At 68.7% G+C, this 17021-nt stretch carries 12 protein-coding genes; 7 read left to right on the top strand and 5 right to left on the bottom strand.

Annotated elements, in window-relative coordinates:
* Positions 1-80: 80 nt before the first annotated feature.
* Together IT361_05915 and IT361_05910 are read right to left on the bottom strand one after the other, a co-directional pair.
* Positions 81-1655 carry a DUF4173 domain-containing protein gene (locus IT361_05915; GenBank protein MCC6317212.1) on the bottom strand — a complete coding sequence of 525 codons (1575 nt, stop codon included), beginning with the start codon at positions 1653-1655 and terminating at the stop codon, positions 81-83.
* Positions 1656-1945: 290 nt separating this feature from the next.
* Positions 1946-3589 carry a glutamine--tRNA ligase/YqeY domain fusion protein gene (locus IT361_05910; protein MCC6317211.1) on the bottom strand — a complete coding sequence of 548 codons (1644 nt, stop codon included), beginning with the start codon at positions 3587-3589 and terminating at the stop codon, positions 1946-1948.
* 222 nt (positions 3590-3811) lie between these two features.
* On the opposite strand from IT361_05910, the gene IT361_05905 reads away from it, so the two are divergent.
* The 5 genes from IT361_05905 (at position 3812) to IT361_05885 (ending at position 12359) form a co-directional block, all read left to right on the top strand.
* The gene (locus IT361_05905; protein ID MCC6317210.1) at positions 3812-6283 is read left to right on the top strand and encodes an ABC transporter permease; all 2472 of its coding nucleotides are present in this window, start codon (positions 3812-3814) and stop codon (positions 6281-6283) included.
* A gap of 81 nt (positions 6284-6364) precedes the next feature.
* The gene (locus IT361_05900; protein MCC6317209.1) at positions 6365-8164 is read left to right on the top strand and encodes a sulfatase-like hydrolase/transferase; all 1800 of its coding nucleotides are present in this window, start codon (positions 6365-6367) and stop codon (positions 8162-8164) included.
* Between the two features lie 124 nt (positions 8165-8288).
* Positions 8289-9242 (top strand): hypothetical protein, encoded by a 954-nt coding sequence (locus IT361_05895; GenBank protein ID MCC6317208.1) that lies wholly within the window; start codon positions 8289-8291, stop codon positions 9240-9242.
* 139 nt (positions 9243-9381) lie between these two features.
* Entirely contained in the window at positions 9382-9747 is a 366-nt protein-coding gene (locus IT361_05890) for a PadR family transcriptional regulator (protein MCC6317207.1), read from the top strand.
* Positions 9747-12359 (top strand): ABC transporter permease, encoded by a 2613-nt coding sequence (locus IT361_05885; protein ID MCC6317206.1) that lies wholly within the window; start codon positions 9747-9749, stop codon positions 12357-12359. Before IT361_05890 ends, IT361_05885 begins: the two co-directional genes overlap by 1 nt.
* A 69-nt stretch (positions 12360-12428) precedes the next feature.
* On the opposite strand, the gene IT361_05880 is transcribed toward IT361_05885, so the two are convergent.
* From IT361_05880 to IT361_05870, 3 genes are all read right to left on the bottom strand, one after another.
* Positions 12429-13454 (bottom strand): hypothetical protein, encoded by a 1026-nt coding sequence (locus tag IT361_05880; GenBank protein ID MCC6317205.1) that lies wholly within the window; start codon positions 13452-13454, stop codon positions 12429-12431.
* A gap of 12 nt (positions 13455-13466) precedes the next feature.
* The gene (locus IT361_05875; GenBank protein MCC6317204.1) at positions 13467-14120 is read right to left on the bottom strand and encodes a serine hydrolase; all 654 of its coding nucleotides are present in this window, start codon (positions 14118-14120) and stop codon (positions 13467-13469) included.
* A 196-nt stretch (positions 14121-14316) separates the two neighbouring features.
* Positions 14317-14697, bottom strand: a complete 381-nt coding sequence (locus IT361_05870) for a hypothetical protein (GenBank protein MCC6317203.1) — start codon at positions 14695-14697, stop codon at positions 14317-14319.
* 288 nt (positions 14698-14985) lie between these two features.
* On the opposite strand from IT361_05870, the gene IT361_05865 reads away from it, so the two are divergent.
* Positions 14986-15456, top strand: coding sequence for a nuclear transport factor 2 family protein (locus IT361_05865; GenBank protein MCC6317202.1), 471 nt, complete (start codon positions 14986-14988; stop codon positions 15454-15456).
* A gap of 97 nt (positions 15457-15553) precedes the next feature.
* On the top strand, positions 15554-17020 hold the full coding sequence (locus IT361_05860; protein ID MCC6317201.1) for a DUF2779 domain-containing protein: 1467 nt from the start codon (positions 15554-15556) through the stop codon (positions 17018-17020).
* The last annotated feature ends 1 nt before the right edge of the window (position 17021 follow it).

The following is a 17021-nucleotide window of genomic DNA, read 5'->3' as shown; positions in this document are numbered from 1 at the left end:
CCGAGCACGGCCGGGCCCGCCTTCACCATGTCACGGGTCGGCGCGCGTGACAACCGGCAGGTCACATCGGGGACGCTGTTCTACGGTACGCGCGGCGTGTCGGCCGCGACACGTGGGCACGCCGCACGCCACGTCGGCGCGGCGGCACTGACCGCGTCCCGCGCACGAACCCGACCCAGATTCCACGTGGCGAAGCCGTGGTCGGCGTCGTTGCGCTGCATCAGGCGCCAGGCGACCGCACACGTGGTGGAGTCCGGCGGCGCCGCGGCGAGGGCCGCCACCAGGGCAGGCGTGGCGTCCGCCGAGAGCGTGGCGTGGTACGGCGCATCGAAAGCGCCGCGCGCCGCTGCAGCGCGGGCCAGGTTGGATCGGGCGACCGCACCTTCCGGATCGGCAATGGCGACGGCCAGCAGGACGGCCCATCCGCTGCGGAGTGCCACGGCCACGAAGGCGTCGCTCCGGCCACGCAGGACCGTCGCGCCGAAGCCGACGAGCGCGATGGTAATCCACGCCATCGCCACCGTGGCGTACACGCGATCGATGGAAAGCCCAAACGCGTCCATGTAGAGGCGCATGCGGACGAGCGCCGAGAGGAGCAGGAGGGCGACCATGGCGACGAGGCTGGTGGCAAGCAGGCGGTGACGCCTGACGCCGGCCAGCGCTCCCTGCGCGGCCGCGCCATCGAGCGCGAGGAGCGTCACCAGCACCACCGCGGTCGTGACCACGAGCGCAAAGAATCCCGAGCGCGCGTATTCGGCGAGCGTGAGGCCGGTGACGGCCTGCACGTAGGCCTGGCCGCCAAAGAGCACGCGCACCTGGACGGCGAGGAATGCCACGAACACGATGTTCATGGTCGAGAGCACCGTCGTTGCGTTGGTGGCCGACAGCGTCGGCAGGGGTACGGGCAGGTCGAGGGGTCCGCGGTAGGCGGACCAGCGGTGCAGCCATCCGAGCGCCGGCCACGCGAACAGGGCGGCAAACACCACGTGTTGCAGGACGTTGGGCGGGCTCCAGGCGAAGAGGCTGTCGGTGGTCCGCGCGAAGACCGCATCCCCGGCGCGCAGGAGCGTCAGGAGAAGCCATCCCGCGGCGACCGCGAGCCCAACGGCCTGGACGACCACTCGCGTCACGGCGAGAGCGCGTCGCTCGCCTCGCACGACGAGGCGCGCATCCCCCACCAGGAAGAAGATCGCGCCCACGAGGCCCTGCGGCACGAAGCGGGCGCCAGCGTCGACGATCGCGCGCACCGGGAGCCGACTGAGCGGTGGCAGGGCGCCCGGGGCCGCGACGAGGGCGGCGAGGGCCGTCGAGCCTAACGACGCGACGATGGCGGCAACCGCGAGCAGCGGTGCGTCGCGCAGGGTGAGCAGGAGCGCGAACGCGATCGCCGCGGCCAGCGGCTCGCGCTGGGCGGGCGCGATCCGGCCGTGCTGCGCATGCGTCACCGCCACCACCGCGGCCACCAGGGCCAGGAGCCAGATGGTGACGTTGAGGCCCACCGCGTTCTCGCGGAGCAGGGCATCGCCGGCGATTCCGAGGAGGATGCCGTGCCCCAGGACGGTGCGCGCAACGCGCTGGCGATCGACGACGCGACCAGGGTCGCTGTCGTTGGCGTGGGCGGCGAGAGGGCCGGTCGGGGTGGCAGGAATCGGCATGGCGAGTTGTCGGAGAGTACTTTGTATCATAAAGTACGCGCCACTGACGATTTCGCAACCCGCATCTCAGTGGATCGGTACCTTGCGCGCCGAGCGCCGAGGCCTGGTTGGACCGTCCAGCAGGCTGGAGAGGGGCCTCCGGCACCTCGCCCCCAGTGCGTCGGGTAGCCTCTCCAGCCCCGCGCGACGGAGACCGTCGAGCGAGTGTGAAGCTTCCGGGCTTTCTGGCGGGTCGCGTGCAAGGCGTCCCGTAGCCCCTCCGGCCCCTCGCACCCAGCGTCCGAGCGCGCTTACCCCTTGGCCTTGACCTTCTCCCAGCTGTCCTTGAGCGTGACCGTGCGGTTGAACACCAGACCATCGGGCCGGGAATCGGGGTCGCTGATGAAATAGCCGGTCCGCTCGAACTGGTAACGTGTTCCCACGGGATCGGCGCCGACGCTGCGCTCCACCTTCGCTCCCTTCACGACGACGAGAGAGTCCGGGTTCAGCACGGCCGTAAAGTCCTGTCCCTCCGGCACGGCGTCGGGATCGGGGATCGTGAAGAGCCGATCATACAACCGCAGTTCGCAGGGCAGCGCGTGCGCCGCCGACACCCAGTGGATCGTGCCCTGCACCTTGCGGCCGTCGGGCGCGTTGCCGCCGCGCGTGGCGGGATCGTACGTGCAACGCAACTCGATCACGTTGCCGGCCGCGTCCTTCACGACTTCCTGGCACGTGATCAGATAGCCGTAGCGCAGTCGCACCTCACGGCCGGGCGCGAGGCGAAAGAACTTGCGAGGCGGATCCTCCATGAAATCGTCGCGCTCGATGAACAGTTCGCGACCGAACGGTACGGGTCGCGACCCGGTTTTCGGGACGTCGTGCGGGTAATACGACGCATCGAGCTCCTCGACCTGACCCTCGGGATAGTTCGTCAGCACGACCTTGAGCGGATTCACCACGCACAGCACCCGCGGCACGCGCATGTTGAGGTCGTTGCGCACGGCGTGCTCGAAGGTCGCCAGCTCGGTCCGCGCGTCCTTGCGCGCCACGCCCACCGTTTCGGCAAAGTCGCGAATGCCTTCCGGCGTGATCCCGCGTCGCCGAGCGCCGGCGATGGTCGGCATGCGGGGATCATCCCAGCCGCTGACGTGCCCGTCCTTCACCAGGCGCAGGAGCTTCCGCTTGCTGAACACGGTGTAATCCAGCACCAGGCGCGCGAACTCGGTCTGCTCGGGCGGCCGCTCGAAGCCGACCTCCCGGACGAGCCAGTCGTAGATGTCCCGGTTGTCCTTGAACTCGAGGGTGCATAACGAGTGCGTAATGCCCTCGATCGCATCGGACAGGCCATGCGCAAAGTCGTACAACGGATAGATGCACCACGCGTCCCCGCGGCGATAATGCGCCGCATGGCGGATGCGCAGCAGCAGCGGATCCCGCATGATCATGTTCGGGTGCGCCATGTCGATCTTCGCCCGCAACACGTGCGCGCCGTCCGGGAACTCGCCGGCCCGCATGCGACGCAGCAGGTCGAGGTTCTCCCCGATCGATCGCGCGCGATACGGCGAGTCGCTCCCGGCCTTCGTCACCGTGCCGCGCCCCTGGCGAATCTCCTCCTCGTTCTGCGAGTCCACGTACGCCTTGCCCTTGTTCACCAGGCGCTCGGCGAACTCATAGAGCTGCTCGAAGTAGTCGCTGGCGTAGAACTCGTTCGCCGGCGTGAACCCCAGCCACGCGAGATCCTCGCGGATCGAGTTGACGTACCTGATGTCTTCGGTGAACGGGTTCGTGTCGTCGAACCGCAGGTTGCACGACCCGCCGAACTCGCTGGCGATGCCGAAGTTGAGGCAGATCGACTTGGCATGCCCCATGTGCAGGAAGCCGTTCGGCTCCGGGGGAAAGCGGGTCTTCACCGGCCGACCGTACTTTCCACTGGCCACGTCCGCCGTCACCATGTCGCGGATGAAGTCCCGGCCCCTCCCCTCGGGAGCGGGCGCAGGGGACGGAGACGACGCAGGATGGGTCACGCGGGTGCCACCGGATGAGGGGCGGGAAATCTACCCATTAAGCACGAGCGACCCAACGGGCATCCAACGAGGCACCGGCGCACCGCGACGCGCTGGGCTCGCTGGGTCACGCGACCGCGCGAGGCCGCCTCACCATCTCCCGTTCGTCTCGTGACACCCTCGCACCTGCTCCGGTCGCTGCGACGCTCGCGGAGCGTCGTGTTCACCGCCATCGCCACGCTCGCCGTTGGGGTCGGTGCGCTCACGATCACGCTGGGCATCGCCGACGCGGCGCTGTGGCGGCAGCCGCCGTTCCGCGGTGCCGAGCGTGTCGTCGTGATGCTTGGTACGACGCAAGCACCCAACGAGCCGCTGCGCACCCAGCGCTGGTCGTGGCCACGCATCCAGCGTCTGCGACAGGACCTCCGGAGCGTGGAACACCTCGCCAGCGTAACGCCCGTGACGGGCAATCTCACCGGTACGGACCTCACCGAACCGCTGACGGGCGAGATCGTATCCCCCGAGTTCTTCCCGGTCCTTGGCGCCGCGGCGTTCATGGGCCGCACCTTCGCCGCCGATGAAGACCGCGCGTCGGGAGCGCACCCGCTGGTGGTCGTCAGTCACGATCTCTGGCAGCGACGCTTTGGCGGGGACGCCGCCGTGGTTGGAAAGACCCTCGCGGTCAATCGACAAGCCCTCACGATCATCGGCGTGATGCCTCCCGGATTCCGCGGACTCTCCGATGTCGCGGAGTTCTGGGTGCCGTCGACGATGGCGCCGCTCCTCAGCTACCCCGAATACCTCACGACCGACCAGAACTTCATCACCGTTCTGGCGCGACTGGCCACCGATCGTTCGATGGCCCAGGTCCGCGCCGAGCTGTCGACCGTGGGGCCCGCGGTGGTGCGCGCTCTTCCCTCCGCCGACGACGAAGAAGGGGCCTTCGGGGCGACCGCCGTACCCCTCGCTGAGGCACGCATCGCCCCCGAGGTTCACCGGGCTGCGTGGCTGCTGCTGGGATCCGTGGTGTTGCTCCACCTGCTCGCCTGTGCCAACGCGGTCACGTTGCTGATGGGCCGTGCCGTGACGCAGCGCCGCGAAGCGGCCGTGAGGGCAACCCTCGGCGGAACGACCGCCGCACTCTACCGACGGTATGTCGGCGATGGGGCAACGATCACCTCGATGGGGTGCCTCGCCGGGTTGCTCCTCGCGTGGTGGGGTCGTGGGCTGCACGTCCCGCTCAACCGATGGGGGCCGCGCAACTTCTACGGGAGTGTCGCGACCTTCGCCGATCCGGCCTTCGGGTGGCGCACGTTCGTGGCCTGGCTGGCGGTGTCGGCGGCGACACTCGCTCTCGTGTCGTGGGCCCCAGCGCTCGCGGTGGTGCGCGGCGACCTGGCGCGCCACCTCAAGGAAGGGGCGCGCGCCGCGCAAGCGGCCGGACTCTCGCTCCGGCGCGTCAGCGCGCAGGGGCTCATCATCGCCCTGGAGGCGGCGCTGGCCGCGACGCTGCTCGTGGTCGGTGCGCTCATGGTCGAGAGCTTCGATCGCATGCGTGAGGCGCCGATCGGGGTACGGGCCGAGCGCGTGCTCACCTTCACACTGCGCCCGTCCGAGGCCAGCGTCCCAGTCAACGCCGGGCCGGCGTTCGTGGAGCGTATGCTCGCCGCGATCGCCAGCGTTCCCGGCGTACGTTCGGCGAGCGTGGACGGTGGGGCGCCGCTCAGCGGCAGCGCCAGCAGCACGCTTCGCATCGTTGGCCAGCCCGCGCCGCCGCCGGGACGCGAGCCGCCGGTACTGCGGCACTACGTCGGCCCCGATCACTTCACGACGCTGGGCATTCCGCTGATCCGCGGACGAGCGTTCACCGACCGCGACCGTGCAGGGCAGGCGCATGTCGCGATCATCAGCGAGACGGCCGCGCGCACCTTCTGGCCCGGCGGCGACGCCCTTGGTCAGCGCGTCTGGTTCGGCGGCGGGAGCACGTACGACCGCCCCGACTCCAGCGCGGAGATCGTGGGCATCGTGGGCGATGTCGCGTATCAACCGCTCGATCGCGCAGCGAACGCGGCGAGCTTCTACACGCCGTATCGGCAGTTCACCTACGGCTGGCGCACGTACTTCGTGCGCACCGCGGGCGACCCCTTGGCGATGGTCGGTGCGATCCGCGAGGCCGTGTATCGCGTCGATCCCGATGTACCGCTCACCGAGGTCCGGACGATGACGGATCTCCTGCAGGGGTCGTGGGCGCGCAGTCGGTTCGATGCGCAGTTCTTCGCGCTGTTTGCCGGCTTCGCGCTGGTGCTGGCGGCCAGCGGCATCTACGCCGTGGTGGCCCACGCGGTCGGGGAGCGCCGGCGGGAGATGGCCATTCGCCTCGCCGTGGGATCGTCGCCGAGGGGACTGCTCGGCCTGATCGTGCGCGAGGGGATGTCGTGGCCGCTGGCCGGCCTCGTGATGGGGGTCAGTGCAGCGGTGGCCGGTGCCGGCGTGCTGCGGGGAGCACTCTATGGCGTCTCACCGAGCGACCCCCGCGTCCTGCTGGTGGCGGTGCTTTCCCTGGGCCTCGTCGCCGCCGTTGCATGCGTGATTCCCGCACGCAGGGCGATGCGCGTGGATCCTCAGGAGGCGCTGCGCGAGTAGGTCAGGGCGACCGGCGCGTGATGGACGGCCGGCACGCGAACGGTTGACATGCGCGGCTCGCAGCGTCGAGTTTGGATCGGCATGTCGGACCCTTCCATCACAGGCCCTGCATCCGGTAGCGCGGCGCGATCCGCGCGCGGCAGCGCCGTATCCAGGCTCCTGGCCGCGGCGCTCGTCGCGGGGCCATGGACGGGCTGGTTGCACACGATCGAGCTTGCGGTGGAACGTCAGGGCCTGGGCCACTTCACGTGGTACAGCCGCGAGTTCATCTGGATGTCGCCGATCGCCTACACGCTGTTCTTCCTCGCGGTGTCGGTGCCCGTACTCGTGGTGGCGATGCTCGCACCGCGGATCGCGCGGGTCGAAGTCGCCGCCGGCTGGGTCGCGTTGCTTGGCGTGTTTGGGCTGCTGCTTCCGTACCCCGAGGTCGGGCGGCTGGCGGCCCTGATCCTTGCCTTCGGTGTCGCCGTTCAGGTGTGGCGCATGGTGCAGCGCTACGCGCCCTGGTGGCGGCGCGTGACTCCGTGGGTGGTGCTGACCAACCTGGCCCTGATCGGGGCGATCGCGGTGCTTCAGCCGCTGGCACGGCGAGCGGGGGAACGCCGCGTGACGGCAGCGCTCCCCGCCGCGCCGGCGGGAGCGCCGAACGTTCTGCTGATCATCCTCGACACCGTGCGCGCGGCGAGCCTTTCGCTCTACGGGTTTCCGTACCCCACCTCGCCTCACCTGTCCGCGCTGGCGACCGGCGGCGTCACCTTTGATCAGGCCTACGCGCCGGCACCGTGGACGCTGCCCTCGCACGCCAGCTACCTCACCGGTCGCTGGCCGTTCGAGCTGACGGCTGACTGGACCGTGCCACTCGACGGCAAGACACCAGTGATCACCGAGGCCTTTCGCGCCCGCGGGTATCACACGGCCGCCATCGTCGCGAATCACGACTACACGGCGTTCGACTCGGGACTGGCGCGAGGGTTCACGCACTTCGAGGACTACCTGGTGAGCTGGCCGCAGCTCATCCACAGCACGTCGTATACACAGACCGCGGCGGTGCGTCGCGTGATGAACGCCGACGAACTCTCGGATCTGTTCAAGGCTGTTCGCACGCTCGATCTCTCGATCGACCCCAAGCACCACGGAGACGAACGGCGCGCCGGAAGTGTGACCGGGGCCTTCCTCGACTGGCAGCGCGCGCATGGCGACCGCCCGTTCTTTGCGATGCTCAACTACTTCGATGCCCACCTCGGGTACTACGCGCCGCCCGGGTTCCCGCGCATCGAGTCGCCCAGGGCCGGGCGCTATCACACCGCGATCTCCTGGATCGACGCCAACCTCGATCGCCTCTTCACGGAGCTCGGTGCACGCGGCGTGCTCGACAACACCGTGGTGATCGTGACGTCGGACCACGGTGAGCTGTTCAACGAGCACGGCCTGTCGGGGCACGCGAACAATCTCTACCGCAACGTGCTGCACGTGCCGCTCGTCGTGCGATACCCGGCGCGCGTGCCGGCCGGCGTTCGCGTCCCATGGCCCATCTCGCTGCGGGACCTCGCCGCCACGATCGCCGACCTGGCCGCGCTGCCCGGTTCGGTCGTCCCCGGCACGTCGCTGCGCGCCGCCTGGGAGGGAGACACCACGCGCCTGAGCCCGGTGCTGGCGCACGTCAGCCGCGCGCCTAACGTGGACGCGAGCTTCCCCACCGCGCGGGGCGACCTCACCACCCTGATCGACGACGAACGACACTACATCCGCAACTTCGGCGGTGGTGAGGAGCTCTTCGCCTGGCGGCGAGACTCGCTCGAACTGTCGGACCTCGCGACGACCTCGCCCGCCGAGCGCGCGTCCTACCGTGCCCGGCTCGAACGACTGACCGGGCGCCGGTAGCCCGCGCCCCGGGTCCGCGCCCGAATCGCCGCGGCCGACGGCCTCACGTCGTGAAGGGCTGCGGACCTTACCCCACGTCGCGCCGTCACGCACTTTCTCCGTCCCCTCCTGCAACGTTGTCGCCATGCGTATTGCCCGCTCTCGCTTTCTCGCGCTCGCCCTCGCGTGCGCTGCCTGTGCGGCCCCAGCCGAGAAGGCCGACACCTCGGCGGTCGCCGCGCCGGCCCCCGAAGCCACGTCACTGCGCGGTGCACCGCTCTTTCCACGCACCATGCCGAGCGATACCCGGGCGCGCCTCGACAGCAACCTCGCGATCGCCAGGGCCTCGTTCGATCGGGCACCGGACAACGCCGACTCGATCATCTGGTACGGCCGCCGGCTGGCCTACGTGGAGCGCTACCAGGATGCGATCCGCACGTTCAGCGACGGCATCGCGCGCCACCCCGGCGACGCGCGGCTCTATCGCCATCGCGGCCATCGCTACATCACCGTGCGTGAGTTCGACAAGGCCATCGGCGACCTGGAAAAGGCCGCGGAACTCGTGAAGGGCGTGCCCGACTCGACCGAACCCGACGGCGCGCCCAATGCGCGCAACATCCCTACCAGCACGCAGCAGGGCAACATCTGGTATCATCTTGCGCTCGCATATTACCTCAAGGCCGATTACGCGAAGTCGCTCGCCGCGTGGCAGGAAGCCATGAAGCTCGCCACCAACGATGACACGCGAGTCGCCGTGAGCGACTGGACGTACATGACCCTGCGCAAGCTCGGCCGCGACGGCGAAGCAAAGACGCTGCTGGCGAGCATCACGCCGCGCATGGACATCATCGAGAACACCGCGTACTACCGCCGACTGCTGCTCTACAAGGGCCAGTTCTCCGTGGATTCGCTGCTCGACCCCGCCAGCGCCGACGAGCTGCAGTTCGTGACGCAGGGCTACGGCGTCGCCAACTGGTACCTGACCAACGGCGACAGCGCGAAGGGGAATGCGATCCTCGATCGCGTGCTGGCGAGCAACTACTGGGCAGCGTTCGGCTTCATTGCCGCGGAAGCCGACGTGGCCCGGCGCGGACGATAGCGGCGGCGTCACCCGCGGGCCGCAGGGATCATCGATCGCGTTCGACTCCTCGAGTCCCGCGGCATCGCCTGGTTGACATTCTACCCAACACGGTGAATCCTCTCAGGTAGAAAGCCTACTAGAGAACGACACCGGTAGAATGCCGACACGCAGCGACGCCAACGAACGCGATTCCCTGCTCCAGGGAACGCTCGACCTCCTCATCCTCAGGATCCTCGAGCTGGGGCCGCACCACGGTCACGGCATCACCATCGCGATCCTCGCGCGATCGGGCGAGACGCTCATCGTCGATCATGGATCGCTGTACCCCGCGCTGCAGCGCCTCGAGCAGCGCGGATGGATCAAGGGCGACTGGGGCACGTCGGAGAACAATCGACGCGCGCGCTTCTATTCGCTCACGGCGAGCGGGCGCCGCCGGTTTGCGCTCGAGACCTCTCGCTGGAACCGTCTCGTCGACTCCATCGCCCGCGTCATGGAACCGGGCCCCACGCCGGAGAAGGCCTGATGTTCGGACGCCGATCCCAGGACGACTTCGAGGACGAGATTCGCTCGCACCTCGCGCTGGAGGCCGAACGATTGCGGCGCCGGGGCATGTCGCCGCCCGACGCTGAACGCGCCGCACGACGTGCGTTCGGCAACATCGGTGTTGCCGAAGATCGCTTCTACCAGGCGCAGCGGTTCTCGTGGCTGCAGGACGCGGGGCGTGATGTGCGGCACGCGTGGCGCGCGCTCCGGCGCCACCCCGTGTTCCTCCTGACGACGGTTGGCACGCTGGCCCTCGCCATGGGCGCCGTCACCGGGATGTCCAGTGTGGTGAAGGCCGTGTTGTTCGAACCGCTGCCGTTTCCGGCACCCGACCGCCTCGTCTCGGTGTCCGGTGTGTCGCCGGGCTCGGACTTGCCGGAGCGGTTCGACCCCGGTGCGGAGTTCTACCTGCAGTACAAGGAGCGATCGGCGCTGATCGACGGCATCTTCACGGGCCAGCGGGGTTCCTCCACGTTCAGGACCGGCGACCGCGTGGAGCGCATCGAGATGGCGTGGCCGTCCAACGACATGTACTCCACGCTCGGCGTGCGGCCCGCGATCGGCCGGCTCCCGGTTCCGGAAGACGGCGATGCGGCCGTATTGATCAGCGATCAGCTCTGGAGCAGCTGGTTCGGACGCGATTCGTCGGTCATCGGCAAGTCGTTCTTTGTCTCGGACAGCATGAAGCAGGTCATCGGGATCATGCCCCCGGACTTCCGGTTCCCGTCCGACAACACGATGCTGTGGATCTCGGGCGAAGTGCGTTCCGAGGACATCCGGCTCGGCCGGTTCGACCGGCCGGTGTTTGCGCGGCTCAAAGCCGGCGTCACACCCGGCCAGCTCGCCAATGAACTGACGCGCATCGCCCGCGAAGTCCCGGAGCGCTTTGGCGGCACCCCGGCGTTTGGCCGCATCGTACAGAACCATCGAGCCTTCGTGGAGCCGGTTCTCGACCGCATGGTCGGACCTGCCGTGCGCACCTCGCTCTGGCTGCTCCTGGGTTCCGTGTCTGTCGTGCTGCTGATCGCCTGTGCGAACGTGGCGAACCTCTTCCTCGTGCGTGCCGAGGGGCGCGCGCGCGACATGGCGCTGCGACGGGCGATTGGCGCCACGCGTTCGAGGCTCGTCAGACTTCAACTGGCCGAATCGGCGCTCGTGGCCATGGCTGGTGGAGTCCTGGCCATCGTCATCAGCCGCGTGTCGCTCCCGCTTTTCCTGCATGCGGCGCCCGAAGGCATCCCGCGGCTCGCTGTGACGGGCATCGATGCGTGGGCGATCATCACCACGCTCGGCGTGGCGATGCTCGTCGCGTTGACCTGTGGCCTCGTACCCGCGTTGCGCGCTTCCGCGCCGGACCTGCGACGATTGCGCGACGGTGGTCGCGGGGCGACCGGCGGTCGTCGCTGGGGCCGCGACCTGCTCGTCATCGGCCAGACCGCCCTCGCGCTCGTCCTGCTCATCGGCTCGGCGCTTCTGATGCAGAGCTTTGACCGGCTGCGACGTGTGGATCCGGGCTACCAGACGGCGAACCTGTACACCTTCCAGTTTGCGCCGGACCAGCCGGCGCTCAACGATGGACCTGCGCGCCGCTGGGGCGAACTGCACTCGAACGTGATGGACCGCCTGCGAGCCCTGCCGGGTGTGAGCGCCGTCGGCGCCGTGAACAACCTGCCACTCGACGAGTCGACGCCGAGCGCCCGTGTCCAGATCGAGCGAGACGGCGCCGAGGTGGAGGGCCCGCTGATCAAGGCCAACTTCAGCGGAGGCGACTACTTCACGGCCGTCGGCGTCGAGTTGCTGCAGGGTCGTGTGTTCACGCGCGATGAGCTCCAGGTTCCACACAGCAACGTCGTGGTCAGCCGGTCAGCGGCCCTGAAGCTCTGGCCTGGTCGCGACGCCATCGGTCAACGCCTGAGGCCGGAGTTTGACCGAAGGCAGTCATGGTTCACGGTCGTGGGGGTCGTCGACGATGTGAAGCAGGAAGACTGGCGCGGTGCCGGTGACGTGAACGTCTATTTCGGCCTGATCGGATCGTCCGATTCCAGTTGGTCCATGTCCTCGCCGGCGTACGTGGTGAAGTCGTCGCGCGCCGAGGCGCTTCGTGAGGAGGTGCGTGCCATCGTGCACTCCGTGGCGCCGGAGGCACCCGTCTACCGGGAATACACCCTGGACTATCTCGCTCGCCGTTCGATGATCGAGCTCTCCTTCACGATGCTCACGCTGGGCGTGGTGTCGGCGCTGGCTCTGCTGCTCGGCGCGATCGGACTTTACGGCGTGCTGTCATACGTGGTGGCCGAGCGCACGCGGGAAATCGGCGTTCGCATGGCGCTCGGCGCCACCGCGAAGGCCGTGCGACGTCAGGTCGTGTCGCAGGGCGTGCGGGTCGTACTCGTCGGCGTCGCCATCGGCCTCGGCGCGGCGGCGTCCTCAACACACCTGATGCAGGCCCTGCTCTACGGGATCAGCGCCGTCGATCCCCTGGTGTTCGCCACGATGGCGGCGGTGATGGTGCTCATCGGGGTCGCGGCGAGCTACCTGCCAGCGCGCCGGGCAAGCGGCGTGGACCCGATGGTTTCGCTACGCAACGACTGACGGGGACGGCGATCCGACGGCGGCGGTCCCCGCGCACGCTGCGCAGCGCCGCCGTCGAGCCGGCTCCGATCACTGTCGCGTGAAGCGGAGGTGCCTGACGCGGCCGGCTTCCACCACGAACCCCGTGATACGCCCGCGCGCATCACGCTGCATCTCGATGACCGTGCCGGCGCGCGTGAACCCATCGCGGAACGCTGGTTCCAGCACGCCCTGTCGCCGGTTGTTGGTGTACATGACGAGCTGGCCGCGTTCCACGCGCCAGGTGTGCGTGGCCTCGACTTCCTCGCTTCGGTAGTCGCCGGTGTATTCCGCGAGCGCAGCCGCGGGCAGCGACACGCTGTCGGCCCGCGTGTACGTCGTTGCTTCGGTCGCCGTCCGGACGATCATGCGTTTGGGGCCGGTGGCATCGCCGTCGAACACGATTTCGGTGCCCGGACCGGCGCGAAAACGATCGCCGCCCAGCGGCTCCATTCGGGTGCGTTCACCGGCGACGGAGAAGAGCGTGTCCCCGGAGAGACGCGTGCGGCGCACCTCGCCGCGCTCGACGTTCCGCCACACGCCCGCGTAGGCGCGCATGCCGCCAGGCAGCGCACGGGTCGGCATCTGCGCGAGCGCGGTCGTCCAGAGGAGCGCGCTGTCGGGCTGCATCTGGCTGCCGAGGTAGATGCCGGCCACCTTGCGCGCGAGGGAATCGGGGCCCGACGTCGTGAGATTGCAGAACGTCGCCACGGCGGAGCGCTGGTCGGGGAACCGCAGGAAGTGTCCGCGATAGCCGGCCCAGCTCCCCCCGTGCGAGACGACGCGAAGCCCGCGCAGCGTGCCGACGCTCAGGCCGACCGCGTACGCCGAGTTGGCGCCCGAGGTCGCGGGCGACCCGTCGCTGAGCGCGGTGGCCGTCGTCATGGTCGCGAGGATCTCGCGCCCGCCAATGGTGGCGCGGTCGTAGTTGTCGAGCCAGCGGCCGAAGTCCTCGACGCTCGTGTGGACCGCGCCCGCGCCGACGATGGCGCCATCGTACGTCGAACGCGCGACCCGGAACCCGCCGCCGGGGCGCGGCGCATAGCCCTCGGCGCCGTTCGCGATGATCGTCGTCACGTCATCGTGGTATCACGTGTCAAGCATGCCTAACGGCTTGAAGATGCGCTCGTCGGCGAACTGGGCGAGCGTCTTGCCGGTGAGCCGATAGACGATCTGCGCGGCGAGGATCCACCCCGAGTTGGTGTACAGGTAGCGCGCGCCCGGTTCGTAGTTCGTCTCCGCCGAGCGGGTGATCACGCGCAGTGCGTCGAGCGTATCTCCGGCGAACGTTCGTCCGGTCTGCCCCATCATCACGTAGAGATCGCGCAATCCGCTCGTTTGGCTCAATGCGCGTCGGATCGTGACGCGGTCCGCGTACGCCGGCATCTCGGGGATGTATTTCCGGATCGGGTCGTCGATGGACAGCTTCCCGTCCTTCTGCAGCAGGAGGATGGCCATGGCCGTGAACTGCTTGGAGATCGACCCGACGTCGAGCACCGATCGAGGCGACAGGGCCACGCCGTGTTCGAGGCTGGCCATCCCGTAGCCACGACCATACACCAGCTTCCCGTCCTGATAGACACCGAGTGCACATCCCGGGGAGTTGGTGCGATCGAAGGCGGCAAACACGCTGTCGACCGACCGTGCGCGTGCGTCGACCGGTCCGATGATGTGCTGGGCGCGAATGACGTTCGGTGTGGCCAACGCGGACACGAGAACGAGACAGCGGAGTGGACGATGCATGGCGCGGCGAGGCTGAGGGGATCGTCGGCCGATGAAAGTGCCCCGTCGACGCCCAAAGGCGCCACCCTCGCGAACGTCGGCCGGTGACAGTCCCTCGATCCCTCCGGCGCCCGTCATGCCACGAATCAGCGCGGGATCAAACAGAACGGCGGGACGACGCACCGTGCGTCATCCCGCCGTAGATCCGCGCGGTCGACTAACTGGAGTGCGTCAGCAGTCGCTCGGCCTCGAGCCAGTCCGCGACCGGATCACCAGGCCCGCGACGGTGCTGCGAGAGCGAGAAGGCCTTTCGACGGATCTCGTCTTCGGTAGGGCGACGCTTGGCCGGCATGTCGACGACCGGGCTCGCCGGGGCCGCTGCCTTCTCGGCGACCACGGGCACCGCGATCACCGGCGCCGCGTCGGCAACGACGGGCTTCGCGGCGGCAGCGCGCTTTGCCTTCGGTGCGGCCGCAGCCTTCTTTGGGGTCGTCACGATCGCGTCAGCGGGCTTCGCAGCCACTGCCTTCGTCTCCTTGCTGGCCGTGGCTTTCGTATCCTTGTCCTTGCTGGCAGGCGTGCGCTTTCTAGCGGGCATGGGAACGTTGGTCTGGTAAGGGGGGCCGTGCAGTGCTGCGTGCGGCGCGTCGGCGCTCGGCAAGTGATCGGCAGCGCCTGAAAGCTAACCAATCGCCGCCTGAAACCGAACGCGGCCGTACGTGTGATGCCCAGTGATTGGCGCGTGGGGGGAACTCCTCGCCCCGTGTCCGCTTCTCCCCGACCGCGGCAGCCCCCAGGGGCGCGCCGGTGTCTGAACTCCACAAGAATCCGCAAGCCGGGCCGCCAGGCCGGGATCAGGTTTCCGGTTCCTCCAGACCAAACCACCATGCGCACCGTCGCCATCCTGCTTGCCACGCTCGCCCTGGCCGCGCCCGCAGCCGCACAGAGTGCACCGCGCGTTGCCACGACGCTTCCCGCCGACGAACTGAAGGCGCTGGACCAACTGCGAAAGGACGTCTGGGTCAACTGGTTCGCCGGAGACACGCTGGCTCTCCGCCGAGTCCTCGGCCCGGAACTCGTCGCGATCTCACCCGATGAGCCGCACTGGCAGTCCCTCCCGCAGTCGCTGGCTGGCGCGGCCGGTTACAAGGCGAGTGGTGGCCGGCTCCTGTCGGTGACCTTCGACTCCACGACGGTTCATCGATTTGGTGACGTGGTGGTGATGTTTTCGCACTATGCGCTGGCGATGGAGAACGGGGGCACGCGGGCAACACAGCGGGGACTCGCCACCGAGGTGTTTGTGAAGCACAACGGTCGCTGGGTCCACACGTCGTGGCATCTCGATGCGCGAGGATGACGTCACACCGGTGAGCGGGTCGGGGAATGTGCGCTGGCGTTGAGCGGGGTTGGGCGGCATTGTCACGCGCGCTCTCCTGTCCACCAGCCCACGTACCGTGCTCACCAAGTCCGAGTTCATCGCCGGTGCCCAGTGCCATCGCCTGCTCTGGTGGCGGCGGCACGAGCCTGGTGCCGTTGAGCTGCAGCCCGACCGTGTGCTGCAGGATCTGTTCGACCAGGGCAATCTGGTCGGTGCGCTGGCGCGCGAGCGATTCCCCGGCGGCGTGCTCATCCCGCATCAGCGTTCGCGTGCGGAACGCGTGCGCCAGACCGCCGAGGTGATCGCGGCCGGCGCGACGGTGATCTTCGAGGCGTCGTTTCTCTTCGAAGGCACCTTTGTCGCTTGCGACGTGATCGTGCGCGAACCGGAGGGGTGGCGGCTGATCGAGGTGAAGTCGTCGACGCGCCGCAAGGACGAGCACATCGTGGATCTCGCCGTGCAGGCGCACGTACTCACGCAGAGCGGGTTGCCGGTCTCCCGTATCGAGGTGATGCACCTGAACAGCGAGTTCCGCCACCCGGCCACCAACGACCTGTTTGCATCGACGTCGGTCACCGACGAAGTGCGCGTGTGGCAGCCGCGCGTGCCTGACGAGATCCAGCGACAACTCGTCGTGCTCGAGGGCGCGCTGCCCGACGTCCCGATCGGGTTGCACTGCACCGAACCGTGGGAGTGCGTCTTTGCCTCGCGCTGCTGGCCGGAGGACGAGCGCCACATCTCCAACCTGTACCTCGTGGGTCCCAAGCGCGCGGCGCAATACATGGCGCAGGGGATCCATCGCATCGACCAGCTGCCACCGACCGAGCGGCTGTCATTCACGGCGCGCCGGCAGCTCCGGTCCATGGCGAGTGGCGAGCGCATCGTGGAGTCGACGCTCGGCGCCGCGCTTCGCGTGCTCGACGCCGAGCCCATCGGCTTCCTCGACTTCGAGACGATTGCGCGCGCAGTCCCGGTGTGGGACGCGATGGCACCGTGGGGCATGGCGGCGGCGCAGTTCAGCTACCATGAGTCTCAGCCTGGCGGCGGGTACCGCCACCAGGAGCACCTCGCCGAAGGCCCCGAGGACGCACGGCCGCTGGTCGCCCAGCGGCTCGTCGAGGCCACCCGCGGCGCGGCGAAGGTCGTCACGTATTCGTCCTTCGAGAAGACGCGCATCAGGGCCCTGCGCGAGACGGTTCCCTCACTGGCGGGCGAACTGACGGCCCTCGAGGGCAAGCTCGTTGACCTGCTGCCGATCGTTCGGGACCATGTGTACCATCCGCGGTTTCTCGGGTCGTTCAGCCTCAAGCACGTGTTGCCGGCGCTCGTCCCGGAGCTGTCGTACAGCGATCTGGTGATCGTCGACGGTCGCGTGGCGAGCGTCGAGATTGCGCGCCTTCTGTTCGTCGCCGATCGAATCCCGGCCGCCGAGCGTGATCACGTGCGGCATGACCTGCTGGAGTACTGCAAGCGCGATACGTGGGCGATGGTACGCCTGCTGGAAGTCCTGCGAGGGCTGGCGAGCCAGGACGGGCGTCCGTAGG

This window comes from Gemmatimonadaceae bacterium (assembly GCA_020846935.1).
Lineage (GTDB): Bacteria > Gemmatimonadota > Gemmatimonadetes > Gemmatimonadales > Gemmatimonadaceae > RBC101.
The sequence above is the reverse complement of the archived record's forward strand: the minus strand, read 5'-3'. Positions and strand labels throughout refer to the sequence as shown.